This window comes from Rhizobium zaerense (assembly GCF_051810725.1).
Classification (GTDB): Bacteria; Pseudomonadota; Alphaproteobacteria; order Rhizobiales; family Rhizobiaceae; genus Rhizobium; species Rhizobium leguminosarum_I.
In genome coordinates, this window is the sequence record NZ_CM132690.1 from 252,943 (window position 1) to 268,582 (window position 15,640).

General features: G+C 61.8%; 18 protein-coding genes, 1 tRNA gene and 1 pseudogene. 12 read left to right on the top strand and 8 right to left on the bottom strand.

Translation table 11 applies throughout. The features are described from left to right. The first annotated feature begins 68 nt into the window (after window positions 1-68). A complete protein-coding gene (locus tag ACS4RR_RS01305; protein ID WP_260297553.1) occupies window positions 69-680 on the top strand; it encodes an HAD-IA family hydrolase in 612 nt (203 codons plus the stop codon). A 15-nt stretch (window positions 681-695) separates the two neighbouring features. Here the strand turns inward: ACS4RR_RS01305 and ACS4RR_RS01310 are convergent, their stop codons facing one another. Together ACS4RR_RS01310 and ACS4RR_RS01315 are read right to left on the bottom strand one after the other, a co-directional pair. Then, a complete protein-coding gene (locus tag ACS4RR_RS01310) occupies window positions 696-1,214 on the bottom strand; it encodes a GNAT family N-acetyltransferase (RefSeq protein WP_260109844.1) in 519 nt (172 codons plus the stop codon). 24 nt (window positions 1,215-1,238) lie between these two features. Continuing rightward, the gene (locus tag ACS4RR_RS01315; RefSeq protein WP_456189607.1) at window positions 1,239-1,805 is read right to left on the bottom strand and encodes a helix-turn-helix domain-containing protein; all 567 of its coding nucleotides are present in this window, start codon (window positions 1,803-1,805) and stop codon (window positions 1,239-1,241) included. 138 nt (window positions 1,806-1,943) lie between these two features. Between ACS4RR_RS01315 and tenA the strand changes: the two genes are divergently transcribed. The 4 genes from tenA (at window position 1,944) to ACS4RR_RS01335 (ending at window position 5,138) form a co-directional block, all read left to right on the top strand. Next, window positions 1,944-2,642, top strand: a complete 699-nt coding sequence (gene tenA / locus ACS4RR_RS01320; RefSeq protein WP_260297552.1) for a thiaminase II — start codon at window positions 1,944-1,946, stop codon at window positions 2,640-2,642. 75 nt (window positions 2,643-2,717) lie between these two features. Further along, window positions 2,718-4,550 (top strand): translation elongation factor 4, encoded by a 1,833-nt coding sequence (gene lepA, locus ACS4RR_RS01325; RefSeq protein ID WP_017966575.1) that lies wholly within the window; start codon window positions 2,718-2,720, stop codon window positions 4,548-4,550. Window positions 4,551-4,608: 58 nt separating this feature from the next. Then, a complete protein-coding gene (locus ACS4RR_RS01330; protein WP_260297551.1) occupies window positions 4,609-4,839 on the top strand; it encodes a type II toxin-antitoxin system CcdA family antitoxin in 231 nt (76 codons plus the stop codon). After that, on the top strand, window positions 4,839-5,138 hold the full coding sequence (locus ACS4RR_RS01335) for a CcdB family protein (protein ID WP_260297550.1): 300 nt from the start codon (window positions 4,839-4,841) through the stop codon (window positions 5,136-5,138). The genes ACS4RR_RS01330 and ACS4RR_RS01335 overlap by 1 nt, the downstream gene beginning before the upstream one ends. A 2-nt stretch (window positions 5,139-5,140) precedes the next feature. Here the strand turns inward: ACS4RR_RS01335 and ACS4RR_RS01340 are convergent, their stop codons facing one another. Beyond that, window positions 5,141-5,593 (bottom strand): GFA family protein, encoded by a 453-nt coding sequence (locus ACS4RR_RS01340; RefSeq protein WP_260297549.1) that lies wholly within the window; start codon window positions 5,591-5,593, stop codon window positions 5,141-5,143. Between the two features lie 122 nt (window positions 5,594-5,715). On the opposite strand from ACS4RR_RS01340, the gene ACS4RR_RS01345 reads away from it, so the two are divergent. Next, a protein-coding gene (locus tag ACS4RR_RS01345; RefSeq protein ID WP_222282285.1) for an IS630 family transposase occupies window positions 5,716-6,661 on the top strand; the annotation gives its coding sequence in 2 pieces (ribosomal slippage) (window positions 5,716-6,054 and window positions 6,056-6,661; 945 coding nt in all). A 168-nt stretch (window positions 6,662-6,829) separates the two neighbouring features. Here the strand turns inward: ACS4RR_RS01345 and ACS4RR_RS01350 are convergent. Together ACS4RR_RS01350 and ACS4RR_RS01355 are read right to left on the bottom strand one after the other, a co-directional pair. After that, window positions 6,830-7,378 carry a sugar O-acetyltransferase gene (locus ACS4RR_RS01350; RefSeq protein WP_260297548.1) on the bottom strand — a complete coding sequence of 183 codons (549 nt, stop codon included), beginning with the start codon at window positions 7,376-7,378 and terminating at the stop codon, window positions 6,830-6,832. 11 nt (window positions 7,379-7,389) lie between these two features. Further along, the gene (locus ACS4RR_RS01355; protein WP_456189608.1) at window positions 7,390-8,166 is read right to left on the bottom strand and encodes a type 1 glutamine amidotransferase; all 777 of its coding nucleotides are present in this window, start codon (window positions 8,164-8,166) and stop codon (window positions 7,390-7,392) included. A gap of 203 nt (window positions 8,167-8,369) precedes the next feature. On the opposite strand from ACS4RR_RS01355, the gene ACS4RR_RS01360 reads away from it, so the two are divergent. Continuing rightward, window positions 8,370-8,663, top strand: a complete 294-nt coding sequence (locus ACS4RR_RS01360) for an Rdx family protein (RefSeq protein WP_017966569.1) — start codon at window positions 8,370-8,372, stop codon at window positions 8,661-8,663. 9 nt (window positions 8,664-8,672) lie between these two features. Here the strand turns inward: ACS4RR_RS01360 and ACS4RR_RS01365 are convergent, their stop codons facing one another. Then, on the bottom strand, window positions 8,673-9,092 hold the full coding sequence (locus ACS4RR_RS01365) for a BA14K family protein (protein WP_260109838.1): 420 nt from the start codon (window positions 9,090-9,092) through the stop codon (window positions 8,673-8,675). Window positions 9,093-9,260: 168 nt separating this feature from the next. On the opposite strand from ACS4RR_RS01365, the gene ACS4RR_RS01370 reads away from it, so the two are divergent. Together ACS4RR_RS01370 and ACS4RR_RS01375 are read left to right on the top strand one after the other, a co-directional pair. Continuing rightward, window positions 9,261-9,347: transfer RNA gene (locus ACS4RR_RS01370), tRNA-Leu, on the top strand. 228 nt (window positions 9,348-9,575) lie between these two features. Next, on the top strand, window positions 9,576-9,860 hold the full coding sequence (locus ACS4RR_RS01375) for a poly(hydroxyalkanoate) granule-associated protein (RefSeq protein ID WP_456189609.1): 285 nt from the start codon (window positions 9,576-9,578) through the stop codon (window positions 9,858-9,860). A gap of 123 nt (window positions 9,861-9,983) precedes the next feature. Here ACS4RR_RS01375 and ACS4RR_RS01380 read toward each other — a convergent pair whose 3' ends face one another. Together ACS4RR_RS01380 and ACS4RR_RS01385 are read right to left on the bottom strand one after the other, a co-directional pair. After that, window positions 9,984-10,316, bottom strand: coding sequence for a hypothetical protein (locus tag ACS4RR_RS01380; protein WP_260109837.1), 333 nt, complete (start codon window positions 10,314-10,316; stop codon window positions 9,984-9,986). 59 nt (window positions 10,317-10,375) lie between these two features. After that, complete coding sequence (locus ACS4RR_RS01385; RefSeq protein ID WP_260109836.1) at window positions 10,376-11,983, bottom strand: GumC family protein; 1,608 nt, start codon at window positions 11,981-11,983, stop codon at window positions 10,376-10,378. 135 nt (window positions 11,984-12,118) lie between these two features. On the opposite strand from ACS4RR_RS01385, the gene ACS4RR_RS01390 reads away from it, so the two are divergent. The 3 genes and pseudogenes from ACS4RR_RS01390 to ACS4RR_RS01400 all read left to right on the top strand — a co-directional run bounded on the left by ACS4RR_RS01390 (window position 12,119) and on the right by ACS4RR_RS01400 (window position 15,527). After that, on the top strand, window positions 12,119-13,168 hold the full coding sequence (locus tag ACS4RR_RS01390) for a glycoside hydrolase family 5 protein (RefSeq protein WP_260109835.1): 1,050 nt from the start codon (window positions 12,119-12,121) through the stop codon (window positions 13,166-13,168). Between the two features lie 2 nt (window positions 13,169-13,170). Continuing rightward, window positions 13,171-14,463 (top strand): hypothetical protein, encoded by a 1,293-nt coding sequence (locus tag ACS4RR_RS01395; protein WP_260109834.1) that lies wholly within the window; start codon window positions 13,171-13,173, stop codon window positions 14,461-14,463. A gap of 46 nt (window positions 14,464-14,509) precedes the next feature. Continuing rightward, a pseudogene (locus ACS4RR_RS01400) lies at window positions 14,510-15,527 on the top strand (acyltransferase family protein). Window positions 15,528-15,640: the final 113 nt, after the last annotated feature.

Consider the following 15,640-nt stretch of genomic DNA (forward strand, 5'->3'; position numbering starts at 1 on the left):
GGGCTCTTGATCGTCCGGAATAATGACGCCACCTTCGCCGGGGTTTTGAGAACGAGGAAATTTTCCGCATGAAAGTGCTGATGGTCGATGTCGACGGCGTGCTCGTTCATGGTCGTCCCGCCGATGGCCTGCCTCTCTTCACCTATCTGGAGCGCGATCTCGGCCTGCGTATCGACCTGCTGCAGGAGGAATTCTTTCAGACCCACTGGCGCGATATCATCATCGGCCGCGAGGCGCTGGAACCGCGGCTCGCCGGCGTGCTCGCAAAGATCGCACCCCATCTCAGCGCTAAAACACTGATCGACTACTGGTTCGAAAACGATTCCCGCCTCGATCTCAATCTGCTGGAAGAGCTCGCCGCTCTCAGGCAAAGCGGCATCACCCTCTTGCTGGCGACCAACCAGGAACATAGGAGGGCACGCTACCTGATGGAGCAGATCGGCCTTAAAGCGCATTTCGACGACATCATCTATTCCGCAGCACTCGGACACAGCAAGCCTTCGCCCGATTTCTTCCGGCTGGCGACCGAGCGTGCCGGCGTGCTTCCCGGCGAGATCGCCTTCATCGACGATCTGGCCGAAAATATCGAAGCGGCGCGACAGTTCGGCTGGAATGCCGCGCAATGGACGGCGGGCGCGACACTCGGTGGCACGCTTCCTGTCTTCGCCAGGCCGGCATGAGCGGGGCCGGCGCAATCAGGCGAGCCGCTTGTAGAACAGGGTGGTGGCGCAAAAGCCGCCTTCCGGCCACAGCGCATAATCGGGAATGACGCCGACGCGCTGCCAGCCCAGGCGCGGATAGATCGCCTCGGCATCGCTGCCGGTTGCCGTGTCGAGCACGAGCAGGGTCTTGCCACGGCTTGCCGCCTCGCACTCGGCGGCATCCATCAGCAGCCGGGCGAGTCCCTTGCCGCGGGCCGAGCGGTGCACCAACAGCTTCTTCAGGTCGCCGCGATGCGGCTGGTTCGGCATCTGTGCGGCACCCACCTGCACCGTGCCGACGATCCTGCCGCCGAGTTCGGCGACCAGCAGCAGATTGGCGCCGGTGGCAACGGCATCGGCGACATCGCGCCAATAGGACTCGGCATCCTCAAGCCCATAGGGCTGCATGAAGCCGACGGAGGCGCCGCCAGCGACGCAATCGATAAGTATTTCCGAAAGAGCCGGAATGGCCGCGCGGGCTTCCTCGGCGGAAAGGCTGCGAATGGCAGGCATGCTGTTCTCCTGAAATGAATGCTGTTATCGGCCGCCGCGATCGAGCACGACGCAATAGCGTGCCGGCGCGTTGCCCGGATTGTGGAAGACATGGCCCTCGCCGACCGGCATGAAGAGGCAATCGCCCGGGCGCAGCCGGTAGACGGTCTCGCCCGCCGTCATCTCCAGCTCGCCGTCGAACAGCCAGATATGCTGCGTCATGCCATGGGCGCTCGCATGCGGGGGGAAGCTGACGTGGGCACCGGCGGGGAACTCGACCTCGACGATATCGACATCGGAAGCCGTGCCCGGGGGTGAAACAGACCGCCTGATATAACCGGTCTCCGGATCGCGCCAGACCTGTTGCTCCTGCCTCCGGGCAAGCGGCGAGGCGTGCCCCTCTTCCGCAAAGAAGGCCGACAGCGACAGGCCGAGCGCGGCGCAGATCCTTGCCAGCAGCGAGGCGGTCGGGCTCGCCTCCGCCCGCTCGATGCGCGAGATCATCGCCCGGCTGACGCCGGAGGCGGCAGCAAGATCATCGAGCGTCAGAGCCTTTTCCTGCCGCAGCGTGCGGATGCGGATGCCGATCGCCTGTTCGAGTTCCGGTTCCATTTTCAGGTCTCATGATTCCACTATAAGAGAAATACATTATCCGATGATGGAATCAAGTGCCTATGAAAAGCGGCAAAACGCGCCTTGCTTTCGCCGCTGCGCCGTCCATATATGGCGGCGTAATCCGAGGAGAGAACAATGGACGCCAGCACGCAGAGCACGGAACTGACGCGAAGCTTCACGGCTGCCGCCTGGGACAGGATCGCTCCGATCATGGCTGAAATCGAGGCCTTGCCGCTGCTGCAGCGCCTTTCGGACGGCACATTGCCGCCTGAGATTTTTCGGCATTACATCCTGCAGGATGCGCTCTACCTGAAGCATTATGCGCGATGCCTTGCGATCGTCGCGGCCAAGGCGCCCGACAATGCGCAGGTCCTGCGCTTCCTCGGTTCGGCGCAGAAGGCGATCACCGTCGAGCAGGGCCTGCATGCAGGCTTCCTCACCCAATTCGGCATCACCTCCGCCGACGTCACATCCGCCGAACCCTCGCCTGCCGGCTTTGCCTATACGAACTTCCTGCTCGCCACCGCCTATCACAGCTCCTACGCGGTGGCGCTGTCCTCGATCCTTCCCTGCTTCTGGATCTACTGGCATGTCGGCGAAGCGATCAAGAACCGGCCTGTTATCGAGGGCAATGCCTTCCAGGCCTGGATCAACACCTATGGCGATCCGCAATTTGCCGCCGGTGCCCGCGAAGTGATCGCGTTGGCCGACATCGCCGCCCGCGCCGCATCGCCGGTTGAGCGGGCTCAAATGACCGATGTCTTCGTGCGCGCCTCGCAATATGAATGGATGTTCTGGGATTCGGCCTGGCGGCAGGAGACGTGGCCGGTCTGATAGGGCTCGGCACAGGACGTCATAGCGTAAACAGCGGGATAATTACCGCTTTGCGGCAGGGGGCGGCGCTGCTATATGGCGCGCATGAGCACCAATTCCACCACTCCGCTGTCCCATATCCGCAACTTTTCGATCGTGGCCCATATCGACCACGGCAAATCGACGCTGGCCGACCGGCTGATCCAGACGACGGGCGGCCTTGCCGAGCGCGAAATGTCCGAGCAGGTGCTCGACAATATGGATATCGAGCGCGAGCGCGGCATCACCATCAAGGCGCAGACCGTGCGCCTGCACTACCAGGCTAATAACGGCGAGAAATACATTCTCAACCTGATCGACACGCCCGGCCACGTCGACTTCGCCTATGAAGTCTCGCGGTCGCTGTCGGCCTGCGAGGGTTCGCTGCTTGTCGTCGACGCTAGCCAAGGCGTCGAAGCGCAGACGCTCGCCAACGTCTATCAGGCCATCGACAACAACCACGAGATCGTCACCGTCCTCAACAAGATCGACCTGCCGGCGGCCGAACCCGACCGCATCAAGGAACAGATCGAGGAAGTGATCGGCATCGATGCATCGGAAGCGGTGCTGATTTCGGCAAAGACCGGCCTCGGCATTCCCGACGTGCTGGAGGCGATCGTCCACAAGCTGCCGGCGCCGAAGAGCCCCGGCGGCGAGAAGGCGCCGCTGAAGGCGCTGCTCGTCGACAGCTGGTACGACGCCTATCTCGGCGTCATGGTTTTGGTGCGCGTCATCGACGGCGTGCTGACCAAGGGCCAGACGGTGCGGATGATGGGCACCGATGCGAAATACCAGGTGGAGCGCGTCGGCGTGCTGACGCCGAAGATGGTCAATATCGACAGCCTCGGCCCCGGCGAGATCGGCTTCATCACCGCCTCGATCAAGGAAGTGGCCGATACCCGCGTCGGCGATACGATCACCGAGGACAAGCGGCCGACGGCCCAGGCGTTGCCGGGCTTCAAGCCGGCCCAGCCGGTGGTGTTCTGCGGTCTCTTCCCGGTCGATGCCGCCGATTTCGAGGATCTGCGCGCCGCCATGGGCAAGCTTCGCCTCAACGACGCCTCCTTCTCCTTCGAAATGGAATCGTCCGCCGCTCTCGGCTTCGGTTTCCGCTGCGGCTTCCTCGGCCTGCTGCATCTCGAAATCATCCAGGAACGGCTGGAGCGCGAGTTCGACCTCGACCTCATCGCCACCGCGCCCTCGGTCGTCTACAAGATGTACATGACCGACGGCACGGAGCGCGAGCTGCACAACCCGGCCGACATGCCCGATGTCGTCAAGATCTCGGAAATCCACGAGCCGTGGATCCGCGCGACGATCCTGACGCCCGACGACTATCTCGGCGGCATCCTGAAGCTCTGCCAGGACCGGCGCGGCATCCAGATCGAACTTACCTATGTCGGCACGCGCGCGATGCTGACCTACGACCTGCCGCTCAACGAAGTCGTGTTCGATTTCTATGACCGGTTGAAGTCGATCTCGAAGGGCTATGCCTCCTTCGACTATACGTTGACCGACCATCGCGAGGGCAACCTCGTGAAGATGTCGATCCTCGTCAACGGCGAGCCGGTCGACGCGCTGTCGATGATGGTGCACCGGACGGCGGCCGAAAAGCGCGGGCGCGACATGTGCGAGAAGCTCAAGGAGCTGATCCCGAAGCACATGTTCAAGATCCCGATCCAGGCGGCGATCGGCGGCAACGTCATTGCCCGCGAGACGATCTCGGCGCTGCGCAAGGACGTGACCGCGAAATGCTACGGCGGCGACGCCACCCGCAAGCGCAAGCTGCTCGACAAGCAGAAGGCCGGCAAGAAGCGCATGCGCCAGTTCGGCAAGGTGGAAATTCCCCAGGAAGCCTTCATCGCAGCGCTGAAGATGGGCGACGAATAACGCTTCTCAACGTCATCTTATGCGCATACAATGTGCGCATAAGACTGAGGAGATCGTTATGGCCCAGCAGCCAAGAAAAGCAGCGAACCTGTCTCTTGACGAAGGACTCGTCTCGCAGGCGCGCGAGCTCCAGATCAACATTTCCCGGGCGGCGGAAGAAGGTATCGCAAAGGCCATAAAGGCGGAGCGCGAGCGGCTTTGGCGTATCGAGAACGCCGAGGCTATCCGTCTGGAAAACGAATATGTTGAAAAGCACGGCTTGCCCTTCGCGAAATACCGTCAGTTTTAATGGTACGCTTTCACGTTTATCGCCTTAAAAGCGGAAATCTCCTGGCCATCGATCTTCAGGCCAATCTGCTTGACGATCTGCCTTCGCGCGTCATGGTTCCGCTGCATCCCGTGCAAGAACTGAGCTGGTCGATCTCGCGACTGAACCCACGCTTTCCTATTGAGGGTGAAACCTATGTCATGGCCACCCAGCGCATGGCATCGGTCCCGACCGTGGAAATTGGAAAAGTGGTGGCGGATCTTACCGCCGACAGCGATCGCATTATCGCTGCCGTCGATTTTGTCTTCCAGGGCTTCTGAGATCAACTCCCCGCCATATACTCCTTTACCAGCCCCTCATAGGCGTCCATCTCGGGCAGCGCCTCGTAGCTGTACACCGCGCCGGTGTCGGCGAAGGACAGCTTCTCGCTTGTCCATGTCTCGATGAAGGGCGTGAACCAGCTGGGGTCGTCGAGCATGGTCACGCGCAGATTGACGAACCAGTCCATGCCTTCCGGCCGGGTGAACATCCAGCTCATGCAATGCGGGCAGAAGTAATGCTTCGTGGCGCCATGCAGACCGCCGATCACCGGCTCGCCTTGCGTCACCTCGAAGCCTTCGCTCGGGATGGCCGCACTCAGCGAATAGGCGCTTGATGTCATCTTCTGGCACCCCGTGCAATGACAGGCCATGGTGAGCAGCGGCGGGGCACTGATCTTCAACCGCACCCGACCGCAACGGCAGCCGCCTTCCATCGGTAAATTCAGTTCGCTCATGATGTCCTCCCGTTTTGCCTTCTGATCTAGAGCGGGATTGTTTTAGTCGGAATCGGAACAGGGATTCCCTTTCTGGTGCAAATCAGATTCACCATTCTGGCCGGTGCAGGAGGCCGGTCTGGATGGCGAAACCTTTTTCGGATGATCTTCGGGAACGCGTTGTTGGCGCAGTAACGCGCGAGGGCCTGTCGTGTCGAGCGGCGGCAAAGCGCTTCGGCATTGGCATCAGCACCGCGATCGACTGGGTCCGGCGCTTGCGTGAGACGGGCAGCGCGGCTCCCGGCCAGATGGGCGGGCACAAGCCACGGGCGATCTCAGGTAAACATCGGGTCTGGTTGATCGATCGCTGCCACATGCAGGCGTTCACCTTGCGCGGGTTGGTGGCGGAACTCGGAGAGCGCGGCCTGAAAGTGGATTACAGCGCCGTCCGGACCTTCGTGCATGAGGAAGGGCTGAGTTATAAAAAAGACGTTGGTCGCCAGCGAGCGCGAGCGGCCCGATGTTGCCGCCCGGCGGGCGCGCTGGCTGAAGCATCGCCATCGCATCGATCCATCTCGCCTTGTCTTTATCGACGAAACCTGGACGAAGACGAATATGACGCCGCTCAGGGGCTGGGCGCCGCGCGGCGAACGGCTGTTGGGCCATGCGCCCTTCGGCCACTGGAATACCATGACTTTTGTCGCAGCCCTCAGGGCCGACCGCGTCAGCGCACCGTGGATCATCGACGGCCCGATCAATGGCGAACGCTTTCGCATCTATGTCGAGAGGGTGCTGGTACCGGAGCTCAAACCCGGCGACATCGTCGTCATGGATAATCTCGGCTCGCACAAGGCCGGCGCTATCCGTGCCGCCATCCGCAAGGCCGGCGCCAGATTGTTCTTCCTGCCGCAGTATTCCCCCGATCTCAATCCGATCGAAAAACTCTTCGCCAAGATCAAGCACGAGCTGCGCAAGGCGCAGGCTCGAACCCGACAGGCCATCGACGACGCGCTGGCAGCCACCCTTCAAACCGTCTCGCCGAAAGAGTGCCAAAACTACTTCAAGGAAGCCGGATATGAACGGACATAAAACAATCCCGCTCTAGCGGAGCTTTCTTCGCTGTCGAGGTGGCGAGGTCATCGCGGAATGGACGGCCTTGCCGGCGTTAGAGCATTTCCGTTTTCTCCCAATCACGGAAATGCTCTATCTCTTTGTTTTCCGGACGCAAAACCGCTACGCACTTTTGCTGGAATTGCTCTAGCGGATGCGGGCTGGATTGCCGACCACGGTTGCGCCGGCCGGCACATCCCTTGTCACCACCGCACCGGCGCCGACGATCGCACCGTCGCCGATGGTGATGCCGCCGAGAATGATGGCGCTGCCGCCGATCCAGACATCGCCGCCGATCGTGACCGGCCGGGCGATCTCGATGCCCGTGCTGCGCAATGCCGGGTCCTTGTGATGCTCGGCGCAATAGATCTGCACACCGGGGCCGAACATGCTGCGATCGCCGATCGTCACGCGGCCGGAATCGAGGATGGTGCAGCCTGCATTGAAATAGACGCGCTCGCCGAGAGTGATATTGATGCCATAGGAGCAGTGAAACGGTGCTTCGATGAAGATATCGGGCGCGGCCAGCGCAAAGAGCGCTCGCAGGGCCGGCGCGGCGGCGCCACGCTCATCCGGCGGCAACGTGTTATGCGCGTGGACGGCTAAGCGCGCCTGCCGGCGCAGGAGATCGAGCTCATCATCGAGGCAGCAATACCATTCGCCTGCCGCCATCTTTTCGCGTTCGCTCGCCGGCATCGCATCGCCTCTCACGCCGAGGCCTGCGACAGCATTTCGACCTCTTGCTGCTCGATCAGGCTGACCCAGGCACGCGCGATAGCAAGGCCTGCAGCATCGGCGGCTCCGGCATGTCTTGCCGCCAGTTCGGCACGGTTCTCCAGCCAGCCCGGCGCGATGCGCGCAATCGTATCGGGGAATTCGGCCGTCCATTGCGCGACGACCGCTGCATTGGCCTCGAAATGGAACTGGGTGCCATAGACGGCGCGGCCGATCTGGAAGGCCTGGTTTTCGGCGACAGGGCTCGAGGCGAGACACACCGCGCCTTCGGGCAACGAAAACGTATCGGCATGCCATTCGAAGATGGTGAATTCGCCGCCGAGCGCCGACAGCAGCGGATCGGCCCGGCCCTCGGCGGTGACGGCGATCTTGTGCCAGCCGAATTCGCGGGCGATTCCTAAGTGATTGTCGGCGCCATAGGCGCGGGCGAGGATCTGGCTACCGAGGCAGATGCCGAGCACCGCCTTGCCGGCATCGCCGAAGCGGCGCGTGAGCTGGACGAGTTCCGGCAGATAAGGGTGGGTTTCGTCGTCCAGCGCGCTCTGCTCGCCGCCGAGGACGACCAGCGCGTCATGGCCGGATATATCTTTCGGCAGCATGCCATCCTGCCAGACCCGGAACCACTCGATCTCCGCTCCCGCCTCGTCGAGGGCTGCTGCAAGCGCGCCGAGGCCGGTATTCCGCATATTTTCGATCACTGCGACGCGCATAGGCTCTTCCTGGTATGGCCGACCACCGGAAGAGACCATGCGGAAGAGCGGCGCGCAAGACGCCAGAACGGGATTCAGGCTTTAGGCCGGTTCGGCCCAAAATCTGAATCCTGTTCCTAATTAAATAGTTAGAGCATGATGTCGCCCGAAAACCGCTCACACTTTTCGGCATCATGCTCTGGCGAGGCAATTGCGCCGGCGCGCGACAGGGCTTAAATCTCGGCAAACGAAAGGACATCGCCATGACCGAAAAAGCCCGCGTCACGATCCTCTACTGCACCCAGTGCAACTGGCTGCTGCGCGCCAGCTGGATGGCGCAGGAGCTGCTGCATACTTTTTCCGACAGTCTTGGCGAAGTGGCGCTGATTCCCGCCACCGGCGGCAATTTCGAGATCCGCGTCAATGGCGATCTGATCTGGGAGCGCAAGCGCGACGGCGGCTTTCCCGGGCCGAGGGAGCTGAAACAGCGGGTCCGCGACATCGTCGAGCCCGGTCGCGATCTCGGCCATGTCGACCGCGCCTCGCTCGAAAGTTGACCACGCGGCTCAGCGGTAGGGCGATCGGCAGGTCTTGTAGATGCCCTCATAAGTGAGGAAACGATCCGTCCGCGGATTGTAGGAGCGGTACTCGTTGCTGCACCAAGCGGCATGGCTATTCATGTCGCGCGGCTTCGGCTGCACCCTTTGCACCGGCGGCGGATCATAGGTCAGCTGCGGCGGCCCGGCAGCGCCCGGCCGATAATAGGTCGGCCCCGAGCCCCGCGGACGATAGTTCGGCTGGACATAGGCGGGGCGATGCCATTGCTGCGGCCCGAACCCGAAGCAGCCGCGAAAATCGCAGAGCGTCGATCCCGTATTAAGCGGCCCGATGCCCGGCTTGCCCAGCTTCAGCGAATCGGCCCCGGCGATGGCGGGTGACAAAACGGCCAAGAGACCGGCGAGCAGAAGCGTATGGGGAGCAAGCATGAGGCATTCCTTTCGGTATTTCCTCTATATAGGGCGTGCCAACGGGAGCGCTATGCCCACCCTTCGGCGCTCCCTTGCATGTGATTGGCTGCTTTTTCGCCAACTGTCAGAAAAACTTCAAAAACCCAGTTGACAGTCAGGGGCCACCCCCTTACATCGCTCTCCGTCGCCCAGATGGCGGAATTGGTAGACGCGCCAGCTTCAGGTGCTGGTACCCGAAAGGGTGTGGAGGTTCGAGTCCTCTTCTGGGCACCATTCCATTCTTGATCGCTACCAAGATCAAGGAGTTAAGCCTTTCCAAACTAAAGTTGCGCAGGTGCCTTGCAACAAAGGCCAGTCATGATGCGCGCAAAGGCTTGTTCGCTCGGTAGCTCCCAAGGTCCTCATTTCTGGACGCTTATTCCCGCCGCTCTTGATAGCTGGCCTGCATTGACTCACCCATCTCCAAATGCGAACATAAAGAGAACGCAATGGAGTCTTGCAATGATCCGATTCGCCACATCCGCAGCCAGCAAACCCGAGCCGTCAAAGGCACGCGAGGTGTCGGCCACCGAGCCGGCCATTGAAATGTCTCGCCCGAAGTCGGTCATTGAGCTAGCCGCTGCGGCGCCTACGGCTGGCCTGCTGCTGCCCAGCTCCGAGGCATGCGAGCTCGGCTCCGATACTCTGCCGAAGACCGCCAAGCCACCACGCCGTGCGGCAACAAAACGTAAGCCTAAGGTCGCCGAGGCAGACGACACTCCACTCCAGCTTAGTCTGGAGGCTTAGCCGCAACCATCCGGCCAAGGTGTGGCGGCAGGGAATTCCCACCATGATCTATATAGCACTTCGGAATTCCGAGATTGGCTGCGGCCTGGGCGGGCGTCATCGGACGGCGTCGACCCGAAGCGTTTACCGCACCGGCTGATAGTGGCCGCGGAGCGGAACTTTGCCACCCGTGGTAATCAAGCCATCGCGTTCGCAGACATAGATCAGCGTCGGCATGCCGCCGGAACGGAAGATTTCGTCATAACGGCGGCGGATCTGCACGGTTTCGGTGCGGCAGTTGTAAGATTCCTCCTCTTTCTTATCCGGCTGCGCCTTGACGCCGGGAAGACCCTTGTAGGGATAGAGGGGCCGAACGCCCGAATCGACGGATTTCGTCCAGTCGACGGCAAAGGCGAACGCCGGGGCGAGGCTCGACACGGCTACGAGCGATATCAGAAGCATCATCAACAGCCGCATGGGAACTCTCCTGCCGGCAATAACCCGTCCTTCCGATGTAGGAAAACCGACGACCGTCATCAAGCGGCTGCAGCGGGGGACTTCCTAAAATAACTTCTGATGACGGGATGGCTGAAGAGGCCGGCGAGGATCGCAAAGCCGGCGCCGAGGACGAAACCGGCGAGAAAACCGCCGATGACGCCGGCAATCAATAGAATCGTCTTTCCGGGACCGTCTCCCTTGACCGGCGGCTCGGCCGGCGAAATGACGCGAATGTTACTCTGATTGAAGTTCTGCTCCTCGCTCGTCTGGCTGGAGCGTTTCAGCACCGTCTCGTAGATATCGCGCGCCGCCGTCGCCTTGCGCTGCAATTCGTTCAATTCCACCTGCTTGTCCGACGAACTCGCCTGTAGCGCCTTCTGCACGGCAAGCTCCTTGGCGATGCTGTCCTCGGCGGCCTTTGCCTGCTCGTATTCGCCCCTTGCCGAGGTGGCGAGACGCTGCAATTCGCCCTTGATTTCGCCTGATATGCTCTGCAGCGAGGAGCGGGCCGCCTGCAGGCGCGGATGACGCGTGCCCATCTGGCTTTCGAGGCTGCCGACGGCGGCGGCCTGGGTGGCATATTGCTGACGCAGGCTGACGAGCGGCGAGGTGACGCCGCCTTCCGCCTGGTTGCCGGCGACGATGTCTTCGACGCGGAGATTGGCGACGGCATCGGCGCGGGCCTTCGCCTGGATGGTCTTTTCCTGTGCCGTCACCAGCATCGTGTTCAGCGAGACGAGCCGTTGGTCGGAGATCAGGTTCCCCTCGGTCGCGGCCATGTCGTTGTCGGCGCGGAAGGTTTCGACAGCCTGCTCGGCTTCCAGCACCTTCTGGCGCAGGTCGTTGAGCCGTCCGTCAAGTGTCGACGAGGTGTTTTCGTAGATGCCGTTCGAAGCGCTGTCCTCCTCCTCGGTGAAGGAGGTGACGACCTGGTTGGCAAGCCTTGCGGATTTTTCGGGATCGTTGGTCGTGGCAGCAAGCGAGACGACATAGGTGCTGGCCTCGCGGGTGATCACCAGCGCCTTCTGCAGAGTGCCGATTACGGCAGCGCCATCCGTCCGGCCGCCGGTGAATTCGGGATCCTGGTCGAGCTTCATGGCTTCGGCAACGCGGCGCAGCACATTGCCCGAAGTCAGGATCTGCACCTGGCTGTCGATCAGCGCCGAGATCATTTCCGGCGAGGGACCCGAAGATTGCGCGCTGGCATCGGCAAGGCCGATCTGGCGTGGGTCGAAATAGAGGCTGCTGACGGCGGTGAATTTCTGGGCGATGCGCGGCGCCACCGCCCCGCCGGCCACAGCTCCGAGAAGGGCCAGGCCCAGCACGACCAACCGCCGGCTCCAGATCGCGGCGATACTGGAGCGGAGGTCGAGAAGCGGGGCGCCAGGTGCCGACGCAGCATTCGACGGCGCGTCGACGACAGGCTGTTTTGGAGGAGGAGGCGCCAGCCGCTCATATTGGCGGGTTTCGGCAATGCTTGCCGGCGGCACGAAGGGTGGCGGCGCGGGTTCGGGCGATGGCCGGACGAAATCATCCGGACGGACGACAGGACTGCGCATGCGCACGCCTTCCGGCGCAGTCTGAGACGGCTCAAAACTGCGCCAGCCAGGGAGCCGGCTTACCCTGTTCCTGTCATACTGGTTCATACGCGCACTCGTGTCCCGCCCAGCGTGAAAGACTGAAGCCGAGGTGCCGATACTTTAGAAATTCTTAGCTAACGGACCGTTAAAATAACGTCAGCGACGCCGATGTTGCGATTTGCCGCGATAACGAGGATGGCCATGAGGACGATACGACATCTGACAGCGCTGCTGCTTGCGGCCGCTCTGATCCCGTCGCCGGCCTTTGCGACCGAGGCTCCCTGTTATCGCGGCGTCAATTTGTCCGGCGGCGAATATGGCGAGCGCGGCGGCATCTACGGCACCAACTACACCTATCCCGGCGAAGACACTATCGGCTATTTCGCCAAGAAGGGCATGACGATCATCCGGCTGCCCTTCCGCTGGGAGCGGCTGCAGCCGGCGCTCGGCGGACGGCTCGACGAGGACGAGCTCAAGCGGATCAAAGATACCATCGGCCTGATCCGCAAGCACGGCATGGCGGTTCTGCTCGACCCGCATAATTTCGGCTATTACGACAAGACCCAGGTCGGCACGGCGCCGGCGACGGATGCCGCCTTCGGTGATTTCTGGGCAAGGCTTGCCGTCGAATTCGCCAATCAGGACGGCGTTCTCTTCGGCCTGATGAACGAACCGCACGACATCAAGGCAACGGACTGGCTGGATGCCGCCAATGCCGCGATCCGCAGCATCCGCGCCGTTGGCGCGCGCAACCTCATCCTGGTGCCGGGCACGGCATGGAGCGGCGCGGGCAGCTGGGAAAAGGATGTGATCGGCGGCGCCAACGGCACGGTGATGCTCGGCGTGCGCGATCCGCTCGACTTCTACGCCTATGAGGTCCACCAGTATCTCGACGCCGATTCCTCCGGAACCCATCCGACCTGCGAAGGTGCAGGCGCCGCAGTCGAGGCAATCGCCAGCGTTACCGCCTGGCTGAAGCAGCACCACAAGCGCGGCTTCCTCGGCGAATTCGGCGCCTCCACCGACAAGGACTGCATGAGCGGATTGACCGAAATCTACGCCACCATGTCCGGAAATAGCGACGCCTGGCTCGGCTGGTCCTATTGGGCGGCGGGCGAATGGTGGCCGGCGGACGAGCCGTTCAACGTCCAGCCGCGCAAAGGCCCCGAGCGGCCGCAGATGCGGCTTCTTGCCGAGGCGGCAAAAGCCGATACCGGCACTTGCTCAGCCGTCAAGCCGGCGGGGAAATGAAAATGGCGGTCGTCGATCACAGGACAGCAACATTCGCTGTAGGCGCCACTGGAGCCGGCAACCGGCTCGGCGCCGCCCGCGAGGCATCGCGCACCGATCATACAGTGCTCTGGCTCGGCCTGCTCTCCGTGCTCTATAACGGCATTCTCGCCTTCATCAACCACAACGTCGTGCCGCTGTCGATGACGCATGTCGCCGCCAGCGAAGGCCTGATCATGGCGAGCGCCATCATCTATATCCTGCACAAGGGGATCTACGAGACCGACCTGCCGGCCTTCCTGTTCCTGCTGTTCACGCTCATCGTGACCATCTATGTCAGCGTGCTCAACCGCATGCTGTTCATCGATCACTTCCGCAACGTGCTGATCATCTTCTGCTTTACCGGGCTCGGCGGCTGGAGCAACGAGAAAACGATGAAGCTCGCCTTCCGCTGGGCAAGCCTTGCCGTCATGATCTTCCTGATCTTCGAGATCGTCAGCGTGCCGTTCTACGTCAGCATCGTCCACCCGTCCGATTATTTCGCCAATACGCGCGGGCTGCTGCCGCTGAGCTACAACACGACGGGCCTCTTTCAGAACGCGCTCGGCTTTCCCGAGCGCTTCTCCTTCGGCATCATCGACCATCGTTCCTCGTCGATCTTCCTCGAGCAGGTGTCGCTCGCCAATTTCTGCGGCGTGATCGCGGTCTACCTGATTTCGATGTGGGACAGACTCGGCCGCTGGGACCGGCTGCTGATGATCGGCACGGCCGTGCTGATCTTGGTGACGAACGACACGCGCACGATGCTGATCTTCTGCTTTGCCTGCATCGTCGGCTACTTCGTCTTTCCGAAGATCCCGAAGAATTTCAATCTGGCGCTGATGCCGCTGATCGTCGCCGCCGGCTTCCTCGTCTACGTGCTGAAACCCAATGCTACCGGCGACAATTTCACCGGCCGCATCAACCTGACGATGAAGAAGATTATGGAGCTCGATCCGCTCGCCATCCTTGGGCTTTCGGTCGACCGGGTGGCCGAATTCGCCGACAGCGGCTATGTTTACCTGATCTACGCCGCGACGATCTTCGGCGTCATCGCCTTATGGCTGTTCGTCTGCCTCTTTCCCGCCGGGCGCACGGCAGCACAGCGGCGCTGCGCCCATTCACTTTCTCTTTTCATTTTTCTGAATATGATGATCGGGGGAACTGCGGTCTTCTCGATGAAGATCGCCGGCCTCCTGTGGTTCGTCGTCGGATATATGCGCTTCCACGACAGCCCGCGCATCCGGCAGGGTCGTCCGGCAGATGTATTGAGTTGACCGCAGCGGCGCCTGTTCGCGCGAGCCCGAGGGAGCAAAACGCCCGATGCTTGTCCAGCTTCAATATCTGCGCGCCATCGCGGCGCTGATGGTCGTCTATTTCCACGCCATATTGCAGCTTGCCAAGGTCAATCCCGCGCTTGACGCCACCGCCTTCGTCTATGGCGAAACCGGCGTCGACATCTTCTTCGTCTTGAGCGGCTTCGTGATGTGGCTGACGACAAGCGGACGCGCCGTGAGCCCGGTCGATTTCGCCCGCCGGCGCATCAGGAGGATCGTGCCGCTCTATTGGCTGGCGACGCTGTTTTCGGCGACGGTGGCGCTGGTGGCCCCGTCATTGCTGAAATCGACGGTGTTCGACCTGCCGCATCTCGCAGCCTCGCTGTTCTTCCTGCCGTGGAGCAATCCCGCCGATCCCAGCACGATCACGCCGGTGGTCGTTCCGGGCTGGACGCTGAATTACGAAATGTTCTTCTACTTCGTCTTTGCGCTGCTATTGCCGCTTTCGGAAGTTCGGCGCATCCCGGCGATGTTTGCCGTCTTTGCCGTCATCCTGATCGCCTGCCGGCTGCTGCCGGAAACGACTGTGACCCGGTTCTACGGCGAACCGATCATGCTGGAATTCCTCGCCGGTGTCGTGCTCGGCTGGCTCTACGGGCAGAAGCTGCTGCTGCCGAGCCGCTGGGCCTGGGCGGCCCTTGCCATGGGCTTTGCCTTTCTTTTCATCAACGAGGCGCTGATGCCGCCGGAAAGCCGGTTCTATGCCTGGGGAATCCCGGCGATCTTCATCGTCTACGGCGCGATCTCCATCGATTTTTCCAGGCTGCCGGTTTTGGGATGGCTGAACTATCTCGGCGACTGCTCCTACAGCATCTATATCACCCACGCCTTCACGCTGGCCTTTCTCAGGGTCGCCGCCGATCGCCTGCCAATCGGCATCCTGCAGCAGCCGGTGCTCTTCGTGATCCTCTCGCTGGTGCTCTCGTCGATCGGCGGCGCGATCATCCATGAGATCACCTCGCCGCGCCGCGAAGGTTGCGGTGGCGAGCCGGCCGCCGGCCTAAAACGCTCGAAGGCGAGATTACGCATCCAAGCGGCGCTGACGGTACAGTTTTTTGCGCAACTTCTCCTAAGCTTGAGACTGAGCAATGAGAGAACTTGCGCAAAAATGATGGTT

Excerpts from the sequence above, each read along its gene's own strand:
- ACS4RR_RS01305 (WP_260297553.1), top strand. The coding sequence starts at position 69 with ATGAAAGTGCTGATGGTCGATGTCGACGGCGTGCTCGTTCATGGTCGT.
- ACS4RR_RS01310 (WP_260109844.1), bottom strand. The coding sequence starts at position 1,214 with ATGCCTGCCATTCGCAGCCTTTCCGCCGAGGAAGCCCGCGCGGCCATT.
- ACS4RR_RS01315 (WP_456189607.1), bottom strand. The coding sequence starts at position 1,805 with ATGGAACCGGAACTCGAACAGGCGATCGGCATCCGCATCCGCACGCTG.
- tenA (WP_260297552.1), top strand. The coding sequence starts at position 1,944 with ATGGACGCCAGCACGCAGAGCACGGAACTGACGCGAAGCTTCACGGCT.
- lepA (WP_017966575.1), top strand. The coding sequence starts at position 2,718 with ATGGCGCGCATGAGCACCAATTCCACCACTCCGCTGTCCCATATCCGC.
- ACS4RR_RS01330 (WP_260297551.1), top strand. The coding sequence starts at position 4,609 with ATGGCCCAGCAGCCAAGAAAAGCAGCGAACCTGTCTCTTGACGAAGGA.
- ACS4RR_RS01335 (WP_260297550.1), top strand. The coding sequence starts at position 4,839 with ATGGTACGCTTTCACGTTTATCGCCTTAAAAGCGGAAATCTCCTGGCC.
- ACS4RR_RS01340 (WP_260297549.1), bottom strand. The coding sequence starts at position 5,593 with ATGAGCGAACTGAATTTACCGATGGAAGGCGGCTGCCGTTGCGGTCGG.
- ACS4RR_RS01350 (WP_260297548.1), bottom strand. The coding sequence starts at position 7,378 with ATGCCGGCGAGCGAACGCGAAAAGATGGCGGCAGGCGAATGGTATTGC.
- ACS4RR_RS01355 (WP_456189608.1), bottom strand. The coding sequence starts at position 8,166 with ATGGTCTCTTCCGGTGGTCGGCCATACCAGGAAGAGCCTATGCGCGTC.
- ACS4RR_RS01360 (WP_017966569.1), top strand. The coding sequence starts at position 8,370 with ATGACCGAAAAAGCCCGCGTCACGATCCTCTACTGCACCCAGTGCAAC.
- ACS4RR_RS01365 (WP_260109838.1), bottom strand. The coding sequence starts at position 9,092 with ATGCTTGCTCCCCATACGCTTCTGCTCGCCGGTCTCTTGGCCGTTTTG.
- ACS4RR_RS01375 (WP_456189609.1), top strand. The coding sequence starts at position 9,576 with ATGATCCGATTCGCCACATCCGCAGCCAGCAAACCCGAGCCGTCAAAG.
- ACS4RR_RS01380 (WP_260109837.1), bottom strand. The coding sequence starts at position 10,316 with ATGCGGCTGTTGATGATGCTTCTGATATCGCTCGTAGCCGTGTCGAGC.
- ACS4RR_RS01385 (WP_260109836.1), bottom strand. The coding sequence starts at position 11,983 with ATGAACCAGTATGACAGGAACAGGGTAAGCCGGCTCCCTGGCTGGCGC.
- ACS4RR_RS01390 (WP_260109835.1), top strand. The coding sequence starts at position 12,119 with ATGAGGACGATACGACATCTGACAGCGCTGCTGCTTGCGGCCGCTCTG.
- ACS4RR_RS01395 (WP_260109834.1), top strand. The coding sequence starts at position 13,171 with ATGGCGGTCGTCGATCACAGGACAGCAACATTCGCTGTAGGCGCCACT.